This window comes from Streptomyces bambusae (assembly GCF_020532645.1).
GTDB lineage: Bacteria > Actinomycetota > Actinomycetes > Streptomycetales > Streptomycetaceae > Streptomyces > Streptomyces bambusae.
The window spans coordinates 1-17,856 of the sequence record NZ_JAJAUZ010000020.1 but is presented as its reverse complement, the minus strand read 5'-3'; the positions used below and the strand labels follow the sequence as shown (position 1 = coordinate 17,856).

At 71.4% G+C, this 17,856-nt stretch carries 17 protein-coding genes and 1 pseudogene; 13 read left to right on the top strand and 5 right to left on the bottom strand.

The features are described from left to right. Positions 1-36 precede the first annotated feature (36 nt). Complete coding sequence (locus tag LG634_RS16145; RefSeq protein WP_226734511.1) at positions 37-231, top strand: hypothetical protein; 195 nt, start codon at positions 37-39, stop codon at positions 229-231. Positions 232-278: 47 nt separating this feature from the next. Here the strand turns inward: LG634_RS16145 and LG634_RS16140 are convergent, their stop codons facing one another. Further along, positions 279-713: a DUF6299 family protein gene (locus LG634_RS16140; protein ID WP_226734510.1), complete on the bottom strand. Its 435-nt coding sequence runs from the start codon at positions 711-713 to the stop codon at positions 279-281. A gap of 169 nt (positions 714-882) precedes the next feature. Here LG634_RS16140 and LG634_RS16135 point away from each other — a divergent pair, with 169 nt between their 5' ends. Together LG634_RS16135 and LG634_RS16130 are read left to right on the top strand one after the other, a co-directional pair. After that, positions 883-1,497: a DUF4352 domain-containing protein gene (locus LG634_RS16135; protein ID WP_226734509.1), complete on the top strand. Its 615-nt coding sequence runs from the start codon at positions 883-885 to the stop codon at positions 1,495-1,497. A 76-nt stretch (positions 1,498-1,573) separates the two neighbouring features. Beyond that, entirely contained in the window at positions 1,574-2,074 is a 501-nt protein-coding gene (locus tag LG634_RS16130) for a DUF5949 family protein (RefSeq protein ID WP_226734508.1), read from the top strand. Positions 2,075-2,204: 130 nt separating this feature from the next. Here LG634_RS16130 and LG634_RS16125 read toward each other — a convergent pair whose 3' ends face one another. Both LG634_RS16125 and LG634_RS16120 read right to left on the bottom strand, forming a co-directional pair. Continuing rightward, positions 2,205-3,623 (bottom strand): cytochrome P450, encoded by a 1,419-nt coding sequence (locus LG634_RS16125; protein ID WP_226734507.1) that lies wholly within the window; start codon positions 3,621-3,623, stop codon positions 2,205-2,207. A gap of 130 nt (positions 3,624-3,753) precedes the next feature. Continuing rightward, a complete protein-coding gene (locus LG634_RS16120; RefSeq protein ID WP_226734506.1) occupies positions 3,754-4,914 on the bottom strand; it encodes a low temperature requirement protein A in 1,161 nt (386 codons plus the stop codon). 243 nt (positions 4,915-5,157) lie between these two features. Between LG634_RS16120 and LG634_RS16115 the strand changes: the two genes are divergently transcribed. The 10 genes from LG634_RS16115 to LG634_RS16070 all read left to right on the top strand — a co-directional run bounded on the left by LG634_RS16115 (position 5,158) and on the right by LG634_RS16070 (position 16,817). Then, on the top strand, positions 5,158-6,579 hold the full coding sequence (locus LG634_RS16115) for a NarK family nitrate/nitrite MFS transporter (protein ID WP_226734505.1): 1,422 nt from the start codon (positions 5,158-5,160) through the stop codon (positions 6,577-6,579). Between the two features lie 275 nt (positions 6,580-6,854). Then, positions 6,855-9,125 (top strand): formate C-acetyltransferase, encoded by a 2,271-nt coding sequence (pflB, locus tag LG634_RS16110; protein ID WP_226734504.1) that lies wholly within the window; start codon positions 6,855-6,857, stop codon positions 9,123-9,125. A gap of 50 nt (positions 9,126-9,175) precedes the next feature. Next, positions 9,176-10,009 carry a pyruvate formate-lyase-activating protein gene (pflA, locus tag LG634_RS16105; RefSeq protein ID WP_226734503.1) on the top strand — a complete coding sequence of 278 codons (834 nt, stop codon included), beginning with the start codon at positions 9,176-9,178 and terminating at the stop codon, positions 10,007-10,009. Between the two features lie 108 nt (positions 10,010-10,117). Beyond that, positions 10,118-11,212: an MFS transporter gene (locus LG634_RS16100; RefSeq protein ID WP_226734502.1), complete on the top strand. Its 1,095-nt coding sequence runs from the start codon at positions 10,118-10,120 to the stop codon at positions 11,210-11,212. Next, positions 11,209-13,521, top strand: coding sequence for a molybdopterin oxidoreductase family protein (locus tag LG634_RS16095; RefSeq protein ID WP_226734501.1), 2,313 nt, complete (start codon positions 11,209-11,211; stop codon positions 13,519-13,521). Before LG634_RS16100 ends, LG634_RS16095 begins: the two co-directional genes overlap by 4 nt. A gap of 7 nt (positions 13,522-13,528) precedes the next feature. Further along, positions 13,529-14,128, top strand: a complete 600-nt coding sequence (locus LG634_RS16090) for a 4Fe-4S dicluster domain-containing protein (protein ID WP_226734500.1) — start codon at positions 13,529-13,531, stop codon at positions 14,126-14,128. After that, entirely contained in the window at positions 14,125-14,796 is a 672-nt protein-coding gene (locus LG634_RS16085; RefSeq protein ID WP_226734499.1) for a QcrA and Rieske domain-containing protein, read from the top strand. Before LG634_RS16090 ends, LG634_RS16085 begins: the two co-directional genes overlap by 4 nt. After that, positions 14,793-15,161, top strand: a complete 369-nt coding sequence (locus LG634_RS16080) for a hypothetical protein (RefSeq protein ID WP_226734498.1) — start codon at positions 14,793-14,795, stop codon at positions 15,159-15,161. The genes LG634_RS16085 and LG634_RS16080 overlap by 4 nt, the downstream gene beginning before the upstream one ends. A gap of 2 nt (positions 15,162-15,163) precedes the next feature. Next, positions 15,164-16,588 (top strand): NarK family nitrate/nitrite MFS transporter, encoded by a 1,425-nt coding sequence (locus LG634_RS16075; protein ID WP_226734497.1) that lies wholly within the window; start codon positions 15,164-15,166, stop codon positions 16,586-16,588. Between the two features lie 31 nt (positions 16,589-16,619). After that, entirely contained in the window at positions 16,620-16,817 is a 198-nt protein-coding gene (locus LG634_RS16070) for a hypothetical protein (RefSeq protein ID WP_226734496.1), read from the top strand. Between the two features lie 58 nt (positions 16,818-16,875). Here LG634_RS16070 and LG634_RS16065 read toward each other — a convergent pair whose 3' ends face one another. Beyond that, positions 16,876-17,328: a large conductance mechanosensitive channel protein MscL gene (locus LG634_RS16065; protein WP_264203194.1), complete on the bottom strand. Its 453-nt coding sequence runs from the start codon at positions 17,326-17,328 to the stop codon at positions 16,876-16,878. Positions 17,329-17,523: 195 nt separating this feature from the next. Next, positions 17,524-17,856: pseudogene (locus tag LG634_RS16060) on the bottom strand (hypothetical protein); the annotation flags it as partial.

Below are 17,856 nucleotides of genomic sequence, written 5' to 3'. Positions count from 1 at the left end.
TCGGGCCCGGCGGTGCGGAGGACCCGAGGAGCGGCCATGCGGTGGCTCGGCAAGGGGGCCGGTGCGGCCCCGAAGGGGCGCAGGAGGCTGGTGGCCGGTCTCCTGCTGGTCGCCGGGGCGGCCGTGTACGCGGGGAGTTCGGCGGGGCCGGCGGGCCGGACCCCGGACGGGCCCGGCTGCCGCTCGGTTGCGTACATGTCCGTCGTGGGGATCGCGCCCGAGTGCCGGTGACGGCGGTGGGCCGGGGCGACGGTCGGCGGGTGCCCCGGCCCCGGCACTCAGTGGAAGGCGCGGACGATCTCGACCGGCTCCTCGTGGTCGACGAGGGTGCGCGGCGAGGGCAGCCCGCCCTCGTCCTCCAGGGTCAGCAGCCGCGCGGAGACCGTCGCCTCGCCCTCGTGGAAGCGGACCAGGCCCAGGCCGTCCGCCGGGCCGCTGGTCTGCCACGGGTGCTCCGCACCGTCGCACACGACCTCGGGGCTGTTGAAGCCGAGCTGCTGCCCGTCCTGCTTCAGGCTGCTGGAGAGGAAGACCGTCCGAGAGGGTGACGGGTCGGTGCAGCGGTAGGCCCCGGAAAGAGTGAGAGTTCCGTCCGGGGAGATGCGGGCGTGGGGGTCCACGAACACGGTGCCGTCGAAGGATTCGGCGGTCGCGGTCGGGCTCAGGACGGCCACGGCGGCCAGTGCGGCCAGGGCCGCTGCGGGAATGCGCATGATTTCTCCGGTGGGGGTGTGGTGCGGGGGAGGTGCGACGGTGAAAACCGTCGCAACGAATTGTGCTGATCACGCACCCCGAACTCACTCGCCGTCATCCGTGTCGTTGGATGCATTTGCCCGGCCGGGCGCGTGAGGATGTCCGCACCTCGCCCCGAAGGGAACTGCCATGCGACCCGCCACGCGCCCCCTCATGCGTCATTCCGCCCCCCTTTCCCTGACCCTCGTCCCGCTGCTCCTGCTGGGCGCGGCCGGCTGCGCGGGCAGCCCCGGGAGTGCACCGGCCGGACCGGCCGCGGCGCCCGCCCCCGCGGCGCCCGGCGCGCAGGACGACCGGGCCGCCGACGCGCCGCAGACCGGGCCGAAGGCCCGCGAGGCCCGCCTCGGGGAGCCCGTCCACCTGCGCGGACGCAAGGTCGGGCAGCACCTCCAGGCCGTCGTGGACGCCTACGTCGACCCGGCCGTCAGCGCCGAGAAGGCCTTCACCCCCGCCAAGGGCACCCGCTGGGTGGGCGCCGACATGTCGTTCGTCAACGTCGGCGGCGCCTCGTACGGGGCGCTCGGCCGGGTGTGGGCGGTCGACGCCGACGGGCGCGAGCACCCGGCCGTACGGACCGGGAAGCTGACCACCGGAGCGCCCCTCGTATTCGAACCGCTGGAGGTCGGCGACCGGGCCGAAGGGTGGGTCGTGTTCGAAATTCCGGAGAACGTTCGCATTGTGCGCCTGCAATACAAGGACGCGAACATCCTGCCGAATTCCGGCGAGGGTCACTGGCACGTCTAGGGAGATCCGGATTGCCGTAGCCCGACCAGGTGAACGGCCGGGAAATCCGGCGGGGAAAGAGCACTAGGGTGCGCGCATGACTTCGACTCACACCGAATCCGCCGCGACCCGCGCCGCCCGGCTGGGCACCCTTTCCGTCCTCGCGTGGATCGGCGACCCCGACGAAGGCCACGACGTCCCGTACCTGCTCGCCTACACCCTCGGCGACGGCGAGGGCGGCCCCGCCGCCGCCGAGGCGGCGGCCCGCGAGCTGCTCGAAGAGATCAAGCTGCCCATCGGCGACGAGGTCCTCGACGGCACCAACAGCCCCAACTTCCCCATCACCGTGCTCGTCGAGGGCGAGCAGGCGGCCCTCACGATGCCGGGGCTGAACGCCAAGTGCAGCGCCCCGCCGGAGTGGATCTCGGCGGCCGACGAGTCGGGTCAGGTCTACTTCCTGTTCGCCACCCGCCCGTGGCCGGAGGCGGTGCCGGGCCGCCCGGTCACCGCGGACATGCTCCAGGCCTTCGCGGGCAACGAGGCCAACCTGACCAGCAGCGCGCACATCGTGCTGCCGGTCACCAAGCTGCGCAAGTAGCAGCAGACGTGCGGCCCGTGCGCCGCACCGCGGCCGCCGGCCGCCGCCGGGCTCCCAGCCTGCCCGGCGGCGGCCGGTCGTGTGACACCGGTTCGGGGAGAACCGCGCTCCCGCCCCCGGCCGGCGTGCCTCAGTCGGTGAAGGTGAACTTCAGCGAGCGGACCCGGTTGTCGAAGTTGGAGCCCGCGAGGTCCGGCAGCCCGGTGGCGCGCAGGTCCCGGGGGCGGGTCAGCAGCTCCCGGAACAGGGCCTTCATCTCCTGCCGGGCGAGGTGCGCGCCCAGGCAGTAGTGCGGGCCGCCACCGCCGAACCCCAGGTGCGGGTTGGGGCTGCGGGTGATGTCGAAGGCGTCCGGGTCGGGCCCGAACACCGCCTCGTCCCGGTTGGCGGAGGCGTAGTAGAGGACCACCTTCTCGCCCGGCCGGAACGTCCGCCCGCCGAGGCTGTGCTCGGCGGCCACCGTCCGGCGGAACTGGATGATCGGCGTCGAGTGCCGGATCATCTCGTCCACCGCACCGTCCGCGTACCCGTCGAAGTCGGAGACCAGCAGGTCGCGCTGGTCGGGGTGGTCGGTGAGCAGCGCCAGGCCGTGGGTGATGGCGTTGCGGGTGGTCTCCACCCCGGCGACCATCAGCAGCGAGAAGAACGCGCCCAGCTGCCGGGCGCCGAGCGCCTGCCCGTCCACGTTCGCGCAGACCAGCGCCGAGATCAGGTCGTCGGCGGGGTTCCGGCGGCGCTCCCGGCCGATGCCGGCGACCATCCGCTGCATCCGGGCCAGTGCGCGCAGGCCCCGGCCGGGCATCCGCAGCCGGGCCGCCAGGCCGCGCTCCACGCCGATGTTCTCGGAAGCATGGTTGACCCGGTCGGCGATCTCCGGGCGGAACTCCTCGGGGATGCCCATCATGTTGCAGATGACCTCCAGCGGCAGCCGGGAGGAGACCGCGGCGACGAACTCGTCCGGCCGCTCGGCCAGCATGTCGTCGACGATCCGGGCGGCCACCGCGTCGATGTCCCGTTCCGCCTCGGCGAGCAGCCGCGGGGTGAACGCCCGCTGCACGACCTTGCGCAGCCGGGCGTGGTCCGGGCCGTCCAGGTTCACCATCGAGTCCCCGAACAGGGCGCGCACCCAGCGGGCCGGCTCGGGCGTGGTGACCCCGGGGGCGCTGGCGAACACCTTCGGCAGCCGGCTGGCCTCCTGGACGTCGGCGTGCCGGACCAGGGCCCAGTGGCCGCGGCCCCGCCCCTCGGCCACGTACACCGGGGTGTCGAGGGCCCGCAGCCGGGCGAACGCGGCCAGCCGGTGCTCGGGCGGCGCCTGCCAGAAGGCGGGGTCGGCGAGGTCGGGGAGGACGGCGCCGGGCTTCCCGGCGGGCCGTGCCGGGGCGGGGGCGGCCGAGGCCGGGTCCGGGGCGGCCTGGTCCGGGGCGGGCGGGGCGGTGGCCGGTCCGCCGTCCGCGGTGCCGGAACCTTCCGCCGGCCGGTGGCCGGGGTCCTGGTCCGGATGGGGGCCGTCGGGGCCGCGGGCCGGGCCCTGCGCCGGGATGGTCATGGCCGCACCTCTTCCTGTTGCCGGGCGTCATCCTCAGCTCCAGAACGCCGTGGGGCCCGCCGCAGCGGGCCCCACGGGCCGAGATTCCCGCCAACGAGTGAGGCGCGGGCGGTTTGGCGTTGACGTCCGCTCAGACGGCGGGCTGCCCGGTCCGGTGCTCGACCAGCAGTACGCCCACCGCGACGGCGGCCGCGGCCACCAGACCCGCCCACAGCACTGCGTACGTACCCGTGAACGTGCACAGCAGCACTGCTGCCGCGCACACCGGCAGCACCGCCTGCTGTGCAGGGCCCTGCTTGAAGTGGCGCGAGTGCAGCAGCCACACCGTCAGCAGGAACAGGCCCATCGGCACGGTCACCGCCGCGTTCGCCGCCACCGTCGAGACGTGCGCCTTGCCCACCGCGTGCTCCACCGCGACCTCGATGCCCGCGCCGATCGCCGCCGCCGCGCCCAGGATCACGAAGTGCCCGTAACCCCAGGGGATGGACTCGCGGTTGGACGTCAGCCGCTCGTGCACGGGCACCGCGAAGTAGATCCACCAGGCGGCGAACACCAGCAGCAGGCCGCCCGCCGCGATCGGCAGCAGCTCGGACAGCGCCTCGTGCTCGTCGAGCGCCGACTGCACGGCCACCGTCGCCGCCGCGATCGTCTCGCCCAGCACGATGATGGTGAACAGGCCGTACCGCTCCGCGATGTGGTGGGCGTGCCACGGCGTCTGGTGCGAACGCTCGGCCACCACCGGCACGCTCAGCTCGGCCACCACCAGCACCAGGAACAGCCAGCGGCGGGATCCCTCGGGCGCGGCCAGCAGCGCCACCCAGCCCACCTGGCAGATCATCACACCGACCGCGTACGTGAGGGCGCAGCGCCGGCCCGGCCCGGTCTCCCCGGCGGCCGCCCGCAGCCACTGCACGGTCAGGGCCAGGCGCATGATGACGTACCCGATGACCGCGACGGTCCAGTCGTTGTCGTTGAACGCCCGCGGGATGCCGGCCGCGTAGACCAGCACGCCGGAGATCTGCACCAGCGTCGCCACCCGGTACGGCACGTCGTCCGTGTCGTAGGCGGAGGCGAACCAGGTGAAGTTCATCCACGCCCACCACACGCCGAAGAAGACGAACAGGTACCCGGTGATCCCGTCGCCGACGTGGTCCTCGGCGAGCGCGTGCACGAGCTGCTTGCCCGCCTGCGCCACGGCCACCACGAAGCACAGGTCGAAGAACAGCTCCAGCGGGGTCGCCGCCCGGTGCGCCTCGTCCCGGCTGCGGGCGGTCATCAATTGGTACGCCATCCGTCCAGCACAGCACGCGCGGCCGGGTTCAGCAGCCCGGGGGGTGCCCGGGCCGGACCCCGGCAAGGGCTCTTCGGGTACCAATGCACCGCTGCGTACGGGACTTGGTCCCGGGCGGTTCGGTGCCTTCGCCCCTGCTGCGGGCGGGGCGCGCCGCGAAGACTGGAGGGGTCAGGACAGCTCGCGGCAGGCGGCGGCAACCCTCTGCCCGTGGGCTCGGCACCTCTGCAGAAGGAACCTGCCATGAGTTCCGCCCCGACGGCCGTGGCCGCCACGGAAACCCGCTCCCCGTCAGCCGATCCCGGGCAGTACCGCCCCGGCCGTACGATCACCGACTGGACCCCCGAGGACCCGGTGTTCTGGCGGACCACGGGCAGGAAGGTCGCCACCCGGAACCTGTGGATCGCGGTCCCGGCCCTGCTCGTGGCCTTCGTGGTCTGGCAGGTCTGGAGCATCACGGCCACCAGCCTCAAGGACGTCGGCTTCGGCTTCAGCCAGTCCCAGCTGTTCTGGCTGACCGCGGTGCCCGGGCTCACCGGCGGCACCGCCCGGATCTTCTACACGTTCCTCGGCCCGCGGATCGGCCAGCGCCGCTTCACGGCACTGTCCACGCTGGTGCTGGTGGTGCCGCTGATCTGGCTGGGCTTCGCCGTCCAGGACCCTGACACCCCGTACACCGTCCTGGTCGCCATCGCCGCCCTCTGCGGCATAGGCGGCGCGAACTTCTCCTCGTCGCTCGCGAACATCGGCTTCTTCTACCCGAAGCAGGAGAAGGGCAACGCGACCGGCATCAACGGAGGCCTCGGGAACCTCGGCGTCTCCGTGGTCCAGCTGCTGACCCCGATCCTCATCACCACCTCCGTGCTGGCGCTCGGCGCGGGCCAGAAGAAGGCCGACGGCTCGGAGATCTACCTGCAGAACGCGGCGTTCGTGTGGGTGCCCGTGCTGGTGGTCCTGGCGCTGGTGGCCTGGTTCGGGCAGAACGACCTGAAGGTGGCGTCCACCCCGTTCAGCCGGCAGAAGATCATCTTCAAGCGCAAGCACAACTGGCTGATGACCTGGCTCTACGTCGGCACCTTCGGCTCCTTCATCGGCTTCGCCGCGGCCCTGCCGCTGCTGATCAAGACCACCTTCCCGGCGTACTCCGTGGCCACCTACGCCTGGATGGGCCCGGCGCTGGGTGCGCTGGCGCGCTGGGCGGGCGGCTGGATCGCCGACAGGCTGGGCGGCGCCCGGGTGACGATCCTGTCCTTCGTCGGCATGGCGGGCTCGATCATCGGCGTCATCACCTTCCTGCCGCAGGGCTCCTCGGAGGGCGACTTCACCGGCTTCTTCCTCTGCTTCCTGGCCGCCTTCTTCTTCTCGGGCATCGGCAACGGCTCGACCTTCCGGCAGATCCCGGTGATCTTCCGCGGGCAGCACCTGAAGGGCCTCACCGAGGGCACCCCGGAGTACGCGGCCGCCCTCAAGCAGGCGGAGATGGAGTCGGGCGCGGTCACCGGTTTCACCGCCGCGATCGCCGCGTACGGGTTCTTCTTCATCCCGGCGATGTTCGCGAACTTCGCGGTGACCAGTGCGATGTGGGGCTTCGTGGGCTTCTACGCGAGCTGCGTGGTCGTGGCCTGGTGGTTCTACGCCCGCAAGGGTGCCGAGGCGCCGAGCTAGCCCGCCCGGGGACGGAACTGTTCTTTCCGGGGGCGACGGCTGCGGCCGTCGCCCCCGGAATGCGTGGTGGCGACGAAATTCTTGTGAATGCTTTCACAAGCGCACAGGGGTCTTTGGTCCCTGATGGAAGTGCAGGTCAAGGCGGGTGCATCGACTGCGGGCCGGAACGGGCCGGGACCTCCGGTCCGCAACCGGGGACCATCGCGGCCCCAAATGATCGATCAACGGGCGTGGAATGGAAGCAGGCAATGACGCGACGGAAGAAGGAGCGGACGATGACTGCCACCCCTGCGGAGGCGACGGCGAGCAACGGGGCCTGGACGGGCTTCAAGGGCGGCCTGTGGCGCGACGCCGTCGACGTCCGCGACTTCATCCAGCAGAACTACACCCCGTACGAGGGCGACGGCTCCTTCCTCGCCGGTCCCACCGAGCGCACCACCGCCGTGTGGAAGGCGATCACGGACAGGTTCCCGGAGGAGCGCGCGAAGGGCGTCTACGACATCGCCCACGACATCCCCTCGACGATCACCGCCCACGCCCCCGGCTGGATCGACCGCGACAAGGACCTGATCGTCGGTCTCCAGACCGACGCCCCGCTCAAGCGGGCGATCATGCCGTACGGCGGGTGGCGGATGGTCGCCGGCGCCCTGGAGACCTACGGCTACCCGGTCTCGGCGGAGCTGGAGAAGGTCTTCACCGAGTACCGCAAGACCCACAACGCCGGCGTGTTCGACGCCTACACCCCCGAGATCAGGGCCGCCCGCAAGGCCGGCGTCATCACCGGCCTGCCCGACGCATACGGCCGCGGCCGCATCATCGGCGACTACCGCCGGGTGGCCCTCTACGGCGTCGACCGCCTGATCGAAGTCAAGAAGGAGGAGCGGGCCGGACTCGACGCCCTCCCGGCCGGGCCCCGCTCGCTGGAGGAGACCATCCGGCTCCGCGAGGAACTCGCCGAGCAGATGCGCGCCCTGGGCGAACTCAAGACCATGGCCGCCTCGTACGGGTACGACATCTCCGGCCCGGCCGGCACCGGCCGCGAGGCGATCCAGTGGCTGTACTTCGCCTACCTGGCCGCGGTGAAGGAGCAGAACGGCGCCGCCATGTCGCTCGGCCGCACCTCCACCTTCCTCGACGTCTACCTCCAGCGCGACATCGAGGCCGGACGCCTCACCGAGGAGCAGGCCCAGGAGCTCGTCGACGACTTCATCATCAAGCTCCGCATCGTCCGCTTCCTGCGCACCCCGGAGTACGACGAACTCTTCTCCGGCGACCCGACCTGGGTCACCGAGTCCATCGCGGGCATGGGCGAAGACGGCCGCCCGCTGGTCACCCGGACCTCGTTCCGCTACCTCCAGACCCTCTACAACCTCGGCCCGGCCCCCGAGCCGAACATGACCGTCTTCTGGTCCCCGCGGCTGCCGCAGGGCTTCAAGGAGTTCTGCGCCCGCGTCTCGATCGACACCTCCTCGGTGCAGTACGAATCCGACGAGCTGATGCGCCCGCGGTTCGGCGACGACACGGCCATCGCCTGCTGCGTCTCGGCGATGCCGGTCGGCCGGCAGATGCAGTACTTCGGCGCCCGCGTGAACCTCGCCAAGACCCTCCTCTACGCGATCAACGGCGGCCGGGACGAGAAGTCCGGCGCTCAGGTGGGCCCCGCCACCGGCGCCGTCACCGCCGACGTCCTCGACTACGACGAGGTATTGGAGAAGTTCGACGCCCAGATGGAATGGCTGGCGGGCACGTACGTCCACGCGCTCAACGTCATCCACTACATGCACGACAAGTACGCGTACGAGCGCATCGAGATGGCCCTCCACGACCGCGACGTGCGCCGCACCATGGCCTGCGGCATCGCCGGCCTGTCGGTGGCCGCCGACTCGCTGTCCGCCATCAAGCACGCCACCGTCACCGTGCACCGCGACGAGACCGGCCTCGCCACCGACTACACGGTCGACGGCGACTACCCGGCCTTCGGCAACAACGACGACCGGGTCGACGACATCGCCGTCCGGCTGGTCGAGGAGTTCATGAAGAAGGTCCGCCGGCACCCCGCCTACCGCAACGCCGAGCACACCCAGTCCGTCCTGACGATCACCTCCAACGTCGTCTACGGCAAGAAGACCGGCAACACCCCCGACGGCCGCCGCGCCGGCGAGCCGTTCTCGCCGGGCGCCAACCCGATGAACGGCCGCGACACCCACGGCTACGTCACCTCGGCCCTGTCCGTCGCCAAGCTCCCGTACGAGGACGCCGAGGACGGCATCTCGCTGACCAGCACCGTCACCCCCGACGGCCTCGGCCGCACCCCCGAGGAGCGGATCCGCAACCTCGCCGGCGTCCTCGACGGCTACATGGCCGGCGACGGCTTCCACATGAACGTCAACGTCCTCAACCGCGACGTCCTCAAGGACGCCATGGCGCACCCGGAGAAGTACCCGCAGCTCACCATCCGCGTCAGCGGCTACGCGGTGAACTTCGTTCGCCTCACCCGCGACCAGCAGCTCGACGTCCTCAACCGCACCTTCCACGGCTCGCTGTAGAGCCGCGTCCGCATCACATCCGCATCGGGAACGGGAACGGAGCACCTGCCATGAGCGCCCTCCTCGGTACGAGCATCCCCGTCGGCCCGGTCCCCGGTCCGTCCGCCGCACCCGGCGGCGGACGGACCCCGGCGGCCGCCGCCACCCACCGGCCCAGCGAGGGCTCGGTGCACTCCTGGGACCTGTCGACCGGCGTCGACGGACCCGGCACCCGCTTCGTCACCTTCCTCTCCGGCTGCCCGCTGACCTGCCTCTACTGCCACAACCCCGACACGTGGCGGATGCGGGCCGGCAAGCGCACCTCCGCCGACGACGTCCTCGCCGAGGCCGCCAAGTACCGCCGGTTCATCGCCGTCGCCGGCGGCGGCGCCACCGTCTCCGGCGGCGAGCCCCTCCTCCAGCCCGTGTTCACCGGCGAGCTCCTGCACCGGATGAAGCACGAACTGGGCCTGCACACCGCCCTCGACACCTCGGGCTTCCTCGGCGCCCGCGCCACCGACGCCCTGCTGCGCGACACCGACCTCGTCCTCCTCGACATCAAGTCCTGGGACCGCGACACCCACCGCCGCGTCACCGGCCGCCCGCTCCAGCCCACCCTGGACTTCGCCCGCCGCCTCGCGGACCTCGGCAAGGAGGTCCACGTGCGCTTCGTCCTGGTGCCAGGCCTCACCGACGCCCCCGCCAACGTCGACGGCGTGGCCCGCTTCGCCGCCGGCCTCGGCAACGTGTCCCGCGTGGACGTCCTGCCGTTCCACAAGCTGGGCGCGTCGAAGTGGGAAGCGCTCGGCAAGGACTTCACGCTCCGCGACACCCCGTCCCCGACCCCGCAGCAGGTCGAGTCGGCCAGGGCCCTGTTCGCAGCCCGCGGCCTCACCGCCGTCTGAACCTCCCTTCCGTCGCCTCCTCGCCTCACCTCCTTCCATCGCCCGTTCGGAGCAACGGTACGACCGTCACAGCGGGACGAATCGGTACAGACCGCCTAGCGTGGTGCTGTGTCCGAGCCCTCAGAAGCAGTCGCAGCCGCCACGCCGCCACCGCCCGCGGCCCCCGCACCGCCGGCCGGGCGATCCGTCACCGCCCGGGCCACCCTGGCCGGCGCCGCAGTCTCCGCCCTGCTGGTCCTCGCCATCGTGCTGGGCAGCCGGTTCCTGCGGGACTTCGACTCGGCCCTGCTGCCCTACGCCGTCGCGACCGTCTTCCTCGCCTTCGGCGTCGCCTACCGCTACACCGTGTGGGTGTCCTCCCCGGGCGCGCGCCGCCTCTTCGCGAAGGGCTTCGGCAGCCTGTTCTCGGCCGCCAACTTCCGCAAGGCGCCCACCGCCCTGCCCCGGATGATCGCCACCTACCTCGGCTTCCAGAAGTTCCTGGGCGCCCGCTCGCACGCCCGCTGGGCCGCCCACCAGCTGATCTTCTGGGGCTGCATCCTCGCCGCGCTGATCACCTTCCCCCTCACCTGGGGCTGGTTCACCTTCACCTCCGGCAGCGGATCGGGCCCCGGCTACGAGATGCGCATCTGGGGCTTCAAGGTCCTCGGCTTCGACTCGCTGAACATCCTCGGCTGGCTGATGTTCCACGGCCTGGACATCGCCGCCGTCCTCGTCATCCCCGGTGCCTCGTACTTCCTGTGGCGCCGGATGAAGGACCGCGGAGCCATCACCGGCCAGCGCTTCGCCTACGACCTGCTGCCGCTGATCCTGCTGATCGTCATCTCCGTGACCGGCCTCCTCCTCACCTTCTCCTCGATCTTCCTGCACGGCGGCGGCTACGAGTTCCTGGCGATCCTCCACATGGTCTCGGTGGTCTTCACCCTCATCTACATCCCGTTCGGGAAGTTCTTCCACATCGTCCAGCGGCCCGCTGCCGTCGGCATGCAGCTGTTCAAGTACACCGGCCGCCAGGACGACCAGGTCTTCGCCTGCAAGCGCTGCGGAGAGCCCGTCGACACCGCCCCGTACGTCGAGAACCTCCGCGGCACCATGCGAGACCTCCGGCTCGGCTTCGACGCCTGGGCCGAGTACTGCCCGCGCTGCAAGCGCGTGCTGCGCGGCAACGCCTACCTCACCCACGTCAAGAAGGGCTACAAGTGACCGCCGCCCCCCAGCCGCGCCCGCTGCCCGTCGACCCCTCGATCGCCCCGCCCGGCACCCGCAACTTCCGCGACGCGGGCGGCATCCCCGCCGACCGGTGGCACGCCGACCAGAACGGCGAGACCCTCGTGCCCACCCACTGCTGCTTCTGCGGGGTCCAGTGCGGCATGTACCTCCGGGTCGACCACGGCGGGAAGGTGTTCGGCGTCGAGCCCCGCAACCACGACATCAACCGGATGCGGCTGTGCCCCAAGGGCATCAACGCCTACCAGCAGGTCAACCACCCCGACCGGCTCACCGCCCCGCTGCTGCGCCGCTCCCGCAACGAACCGTTCCGAGAGGCTTCCTGGGAGGAGGCCCTCGACTACACCGTCTCCGAGATCCGGCGGATCCAGAGCGCGTACGGCAACGACGCCTTCGGCATGCTCGGCGGGGCCAGCCTGTTCTCCGAGAAGACCTACCTGGTCGGCAAGTTCGCCCGGGTCGCCCTCAAGACCCGGCACGTCGACTACAACGGCAGGCTGTGCATGGTCAGCGCCGCCGGCGCCAACAAGCTGGCCTTCGGCATCGACCGGGCCGGCAACCCGTTCTCCGACATCCTCCTCACCGACTGCCTGCTGATCGCCGGGTCCAACGTGGGGGAGTGCTTCCCCGTCATGACCCAGTACCTGTGGGGAGCCCGGGACCGGGGCGCCACGCTGATCGTGGTCGACCCGCGGGAGACCGCCATCGCCCGCACCGCCGACATCCACGTCGCCCTCAAACCCGGCACCGACGCCGCCTTCTTCAACTCCGTCCTCAACGTCGTGGTCAAGGAAGGCCTCGACGACGAGTCCTACCTCGGCGCCCACACCACCGGCTGGGAAGAGGTCCGCGACAAGGTCTCCGAGTACCCGCCGGAGCGGGCCGCCGAGATCTGCGGGATCCCCGCCGAGCAGATCGTGCAGGTCGCCCGCGCCTTCGCCGGCGCGGACAAGGCCATGGCCTGGCACGCCCGGGGCATCGAACACCACTCCCAGGGCGTCGAGAACTGCCTCACCGTGATCAACCTCTGCGTCGCCACCGGCAACATCGGCAAGCCCGGTGCCGGCTACGGCACCATCACCGGCCAGGGCAACGGCCAGGGCGGCCGCGAACACGGCCAGAAGTCCGACCTCCTCCCCGGCGGCCGCTCCATCACCAACCCCGACCACCGGCGCCAGATCTGCGAGATCTGGGGCATCGAGGAGTCCGAACTCCCCGCCGCCGGAACCTCCATGATGGAAATGGTCTGGCAGATGCAGCGCCGCGAGATCCGCGGCCTGATCGGCGTCTGCAACAACCCCTTCGTCTCGCTCCCGAACTACGCCGTGGTCAAGGACGGCTACGACACCGCCGAGTTCCATGCCCAACTGGATTTCTTCCTTTCCGAAACGGCAGCCAACGCACACGTGGTCTTCCCCGTGACCACCTGGGCCGAGGACGAAGGCGTGATGGCCAACGCCGAAGCCCGCGTGGTCAAGCACAACAAGGCCCAGGAACCGCCCGCCGGCGTCCGCACCGACACCTGGGTGCTGTGCGAACTCGCCAAGCGCCTCGGCGTGGGAGCCAAGTTCGACTTCCCCGGCTCCCGCGAACTCTTCGAGGAGCTCCGCATCGCCTCCGCCGGCACGGTCAACGACTACTACGGCATCACCTACGACCGCCTCGAAGAGACCGGAGGCATCGCCTGGCCCTGCCCGTCCACCGACCACCCCGGCACCCCCCGCCTCTTCGAGGACGGCCGCACCTACCACCCCGACGGCAAGATCCACATGCAGGTCGTCGAGTGGCACCCGCCGATGGACCCCTACACCGAGGAGTACCCCCTCTCCCTCACCACCGGCCGCACCGTCGCCCACTTCCTCTCCGGCAACCAGACCCGACGCCTGGGCGCCCTCGTCGAACAGACCCCGCGCCCCTGGGTGGAGGTCCACCCCTCGCACGGCTTCCGCAACGGCGACCCGGTCCGCGTCGTCACCCGCCGCGGCAGCGAGGTGTTCCCCGCCCTGGTCACCGAGGCCATCCGGCCCGACACCGTCTTCATCCCGTACCACTGGCCGGTGCCGACGGCCGCCAACGCCCTCACCATCGACGCCCTCGACCCCCGCTCGAAGATCCCCGAGTACAAGGTCTGCGCCGCCCGGATCGAAGCCGCCGAGCGGGTCGACGAGGTGCCGGCCCCGCCCACCGCGCCCGGCCGCGAGGCGTACCCGGAGACCCAGGTCTCCCGCACCGACCCGCTGCCGCCCACGTCCTCGCAGGGGCGTGGCACGGCCGAGAGGAGCTGACCCCGGCATGATGGGAAAGACGATCTTCATTGATCCGGGGCGCTGCATCGGCTGCCAGGCCTGCGTCTCCGCCTGCCGCGAGTGCGACTCGCACCGCGGCAAGTCGATGATCCACCTGGACTACACCGAGCCCGGCCGGTCCGTCGCCTCCCTTCCCACCGTCTGCATGCACTGTGAAGACCCCGTCGCCCCGTGCGCCGAGGTGTGTCCCGCCGACGCGATCCTGGTGACCGCCGACGGCGTGGTGCAGCAGGCCGACACCACCCGCTGCATCGGCTGCGCCAACTGCGTCAACGCCTGCCCCTTCGGAGTCCCGAAGATCGACCTCCAGGCGAAGCTCCAGATGAAGTGCAACCTCTGCTACGACCGCACCGCCTACGGCCTGGCCCCCATGTGCGCCACCGTCTGCCCCACCGGCGCCCTCTTCTACGGCACCGTCGAAGAACTCCGGGCCGAGCGGCCCGGCGTCCAGGTCGCCGACTCCTTCGCCTTCGGCGACGTCGTCGTCAGCACCGGGGTGGCGATGGTCGTCCCCGCCGACAAGGTCCAGTGGCCGGTACCCGGCGGGCTGCCCGTCGTGGAGATCAACGGGGTTGATGTCCGATGAGCGTGACCGAACAGCCCGCCCCCGCCGCCGACGGCGAACCCTCCGCCGGCGGGGACCCCTCTGACGACGCCGCCCAGGCGCACCTGCGCGACCGGATCAGCGCCGACTCCCTCACCACCCGCCGCGACTACCTGCGGATCGTGGCCACCGTCTCCGGCGGCCTCGCCATCGGCGGCATCGGGGTCGCCGCCGGCATCCTGCACCGGCACGGCGACAGCGACACGGCCCCCGAGTCCAAGAAGGTCACCGACCGGCTGGCGCCGGGCGAGTCCGTGGCGTTCCGGTTCCCCGGCGACGAGGACCGGGCCCTGGCGGTACGCCTCCAGGACGGCACCCTCGTCGGCTACTCGGCCGTGTGCACCCACCTGGCCTGTGCCGTGCTGTGGCGGGAGGACCGCGGCCCCGCCGGCGAGCTGTACTGCCCCTGCCACGAAGGCGTCTTCGACGCCCGCACCGGCGAGGTCACGGCGGGCCCGCCGCCGCGCCCGCTGCCCAGGATCTTCCTGACCGAGGAGGTCGACGGCAGTGTCTGGGCCATCGCCACCGCCCGGTCCGGGGAGCCGGCCAGGGAGGCCCTGTGCCGGCAGTTCGGCGAGTCCCGCCCCGAGGTGGCCGCCCGGCTCGGCTGCCCCGGCGCGGACCGCGCCAACGAGAGCAGGCGGACATGAGCGATGCCCCGCTGCCGCCGCGGCCCGCGTACCGGCCCGGCAGCGCCACGCCACGGCTCAACCGGCCGGTGCACGAGCGCTATCCGCAGATCCGCGCCACCAGCGGCTACGGCGACCCCCGGATCCGGCGCACCGGTCCCGGACCGGGGGCCGGCACCGAGCAGGAGCCCGAGCGCTCCTCGAAGCTGACCGCCCGTCTCGTCCTCGCCCTCACCGTGGTCGTCGGCCAGCTCTGGGCGCTCACGGTGACCGTCAACGAATGGATGAAGGGCGACACCGGCACGGCCTGGTGGGGGGCGGGATTCCTGGTCCTGTCCTTCCTCGTCGTGCTCGGACTGTGGCTCCTCGACCCCAAGGACCGATGACCATGTCCATACGCACCACCACGGAGCCGGACCGCTCGCACCGGGCGGACTCCTACCGGCCCGGCACCACGATCGGCGACTGGCGCCCCGAGGACGACGCCTTCTGGCAGTCCACCGGGCGCAAGGTCGCCCAGCGCAACCTGTGGATCTCCATCCCGGCGCTGATGCTCGGCTTCGTGGTCTGGCAGGTCTGGTCGGTCACCGTGGTCAAGCTCGGTGACGTCGGCTTCGGCTTCTCCAAGTCGCAGCTGTTCTGGCTGACCGCCGTCCCCGGCATCACCGGCGGCACCTTCCGGATCCTCTACACCTTCATCGGCCCGATCTTCGGCGAACGGAAGTTCACCGCCTTCAGCACCCTCGTGCTGGTCGTGCCGATGCTCTGGCTTGGCTTCGCGCTCCAGGACACCGGCACCCCCTACTGGGAGATGGTGCTGATCGCGGCCGTCTGCGGCATCGGCGGCGCCAACTTCGCCTCGTCGATGGCGAACATCGGCTTCTTCTTCCCCAAGCGGGAGAAGGGCAGCGCCAACGGCCTCAACGGCGGACTGGGCAACCTGGGCGTCAGCGTGGTCCAGCTGGTCGCGCCGCTCGTCGTCACGGCCGCGGTGCTCGGCGCCCCGGCCGGCGGCCCGCAGCGCGACAGCAAGGAGAACACCGACATCTGGCTCCAGAACGGTGCGTTCCTCTGGGTGCCGCTGCTGGTCGTCGTGGCGCTGCTGGCGTGGTTCCTGATGAACGACCTCAAGGTGGCCGCCGCCCCGTTCAGCCAGCAGAAGATCATCTTCCGGCGGAAGCACAACTGGCTGATGACCTGGCTCTACGTCGGCACCTTCGGTTCCTTCATCGGCTTCGCGGCCGGTCTGCCGCTGCTGATCAAGGACAACTTCCAGGCCCAGGGCTACCAGGCCACCACCTACGCCTGGATCGGCCCGCTGGTGGGCGCCCTCATGCGCTGGGCCGGCGGCTGGCTCTCCGACAAGATGGGCGGGGCCAGGGTCACCATGCTGTCCTTCGTGGGCATGGCCGCCGCCCTGGTCGTCGTGATCTTCGCGCTGCCCTCGGGCTCCGACCGGGGCAGCTTCTGGGCGTTCTTCCTCGGCTTCCTCGCGGCCTTCTTCTTCTCGGGCCTGGGCAACGGCTCCACCTTCCGGCAGATCCCCGTGATCTTCCGGGACCAGCACGCCCGCGAGGCGGCCGGCCGGGGGCCCGAGGCCGGGGCCGCGGCCCTGAAGCAGTCCGAGATGGAAGCGGGCGCGGTCACCGGGTTCTCCTCGGCGATCGCCGCGTACGGCTTCTTCTTCATCCCGGCGATGTTCGCGAACCTCCAGGTCACGACCGCCCTGTGGATGTTCATCGGCTTCTACGCGACCTGCCTGGCCGTCTGCTGGTGGTTCTACGCCCGCCCCGGCGCCGAGGCACCCAGCTGAGCCGTGCCCGGCCCGGCCGTACCCTGGAGGCATGAGCACCGAGCCCACCCACGGCCCCCGTCCGACGGCCCCCGCGGCCCGGCCGAAGCCCAAGCTGGTCTTCGACGACCCGCTGGACCAGCAGTCCTCGGACGACACCGACCGCGGGTGGGGCGAGCGGCCGCCGGCCGGCAACAGCGCTGCCGACCTCGCACGGTTCCTCGACGAGAAGCCGCCCCACCACATCTGAGCCGTGGGGCCGTCCGCCCGGCTGCCGCCGGAACCGGACGGCCCGCCGGCCGGTCCGCTCAGTGCGTGGGGCGCCGGACCTGGCCGTCGAGCTCCGAGGAGCCGCCCGTCCGCTGGGTGACCAGCGCGTCGCGGATCTCCTTGAGCACCACCAGCTCGGTGACCTCCAGGGTCTCCTGCACGCCCTCCTTCGCCTTCCGGCGGGCCTCCTGCCGGGCCAGGTACTTGGACATCGGCAGGACCATCAGGAAGTAGACGACCGCGGCCGTGATCACGAAGCTGAGCGTGGCGTTCAGCACCGAACCCCAGAGGATGTTCACGCCGATCGGCTCGCCGGTCTCCGCGTTCACCCCGCACGGGCCCTTGAGGCACGACGAGTACGCGTCCAGGCTCCTCGTGCCGATCGCGCCGACGAGCGGGCCGATGATGCCCTTCACCACCGAGTTCACGATGTTGGTGAAGGCGGCACCGATGACCACGGCGACCGCGAGGTCCACCACGTTGCCGCGCATCAGGAAGGCCTTGAAGCCCGCCAGGACGCTCTCCTTCTTCTTCTTGTCGCTCACCACTGAGCCTCTCTACGCAGTACCTGCGTGTGCCGTTTGTGCAAGGCGCGGAATCAACGCCTCCGAAAGCTACGGCAGTCGAGACCCGAACTGTCCAATCGGTGCACGCATTCAGCTGACTTGGCTGTACGGCTGTACGAATCAGCACAGGGTCACCGCCAGTCGCGACACCGCACCTGCGGCCACGAGTTCACGGGCCGTGTCCCGCGGAACGGACAGCACCACCAGCGCGCCGTCTCCGCCCGCACCGGCCGTCTCCGGCTCCGGCCGTGGTACGCCGGCCACCTTGGCCGCGGCGGCCACCACCCGGGGCCGCCCGGCCTCCGCGCCGAACCCGCCCGGCCCGCCGGCCGCCACCACGTCCACCCGGTCTCCGGTCCGCAGCAGCCGCACCGTCGCCGCGTCGGCGATCCGGACCGGCGCCGACACCAGCCGGACCGCGGCCGGCCGGGGCGGCGGCGCAGGCGGCGGCTC

Excerpts from the sequence above, each read along its gene's own strand:
- LG634_RS16070 (WP_226734496.1), top strand. The coding sequence starts at position 16,620 with ATGAGCACCGAGCCCACCCACGGCCCCCGTCCGACGGCCCCCGCGGCC.
- pflA (WP_226734503.1), top strand. The coding sequence starts at position 9,176 with ATGAGCGCCCTCCTCGGTACGAGCATCCCCGTCGGCCCGGTCCCCGGT.
- LG634_RS16125 (WP_226734507.1), bottom strand. The coding sequence starts at position 3,623 with ATGACCATCCCGGCGCAGGGCCCGGCCCGCGGCCCCGACGGCCCCCAT.
- pflB (WP_226734504.1), top strand. The coding sequence starts at position 6,855 with ATGACTGCCACCCCTGCGGAGGCGACGGCGAGCAACGGGGCCTGGACG.
- LG634_RS16130 (WP_226734508.1), top strand. The coding sequence starts at position 1,574 with ATGACTTCGACTCACACCGAATCCGCCGCGACCCGCGCCGCCCGGCTG.
- LG634_RS16115 (WP_226734505.1), top strand. The coding sequence starts at position 5,158 with ATGAGTTCCGCCCCGACGGCCGTGGCCGCCACGGAAACCCGCTCCCCG.
- LG634_RS16120 (WP_226734506.1), bottom strand. The coding sequence starts at position 4,914 with ATGGCGTACCAATTGATGACCGCCCGCAGCCGGGACGAGGCGCACCGG.
- LG634_RS16085 (WP_226734499.1), top strand. The coding sequence starts at position 14,125 with ATGAGCGTGACCGAACAGCCCGCCCCCGCCGCCGACGGCGAACCCTCC.
- LG634_RS16140 (WP_226734510.1), bottom strand. The coding sequence starts at position 713 with ATGCGCATTCCCGCAGCGGCCCTGGCCGCACTGGCCGCCGTGGCCGTC.
- LG634_RS16145 (WP_226734511.1), top strand. The coding sequence starts at position 37 with ATGCGGTGGCTCGGCAAGGGGGCCGGTGCGGCCCCGAAGGGGCGCAGG.
- LG634_RS16065 (WP_264203194.1), bottom strand. The coding sequence starts at position 17,328 with ATGCGCGGCAACGTGGTGGACCTCGCGGTCGCCGTGGTCATCGGTGCC.
- LG634_RS16080 (WP_226734498.1), top strand. The coding sequence starts at position 14,793 with ATGAGCGATGCCCCGCTGCCGCCGCGGCCCGCGTACCGGCCCGGCAGC.
- LG634_RS16090 (WP_226734500.1), top strand. The coding sequence starts at position 13,529 with ATGATGGGAAAGACGATCTTCATTGATCCGGGGCGCTGCATCGGCTGC.
- LG634_RS16135 (WP_226734509.1), top strand. The coding sequence starts at position 883 with ATGCGACCCGCCACGCGCCCCCTCATGCGTCATTCCGCCCCCCTTTCC.
- LG634_RS16075 (WP_226734497.1), top strand. The coding sequence starts at position 15,164 with ATGTCCATACGCACCACCACGGAGCCGGACCGCTCGCACCGGGCGGAC.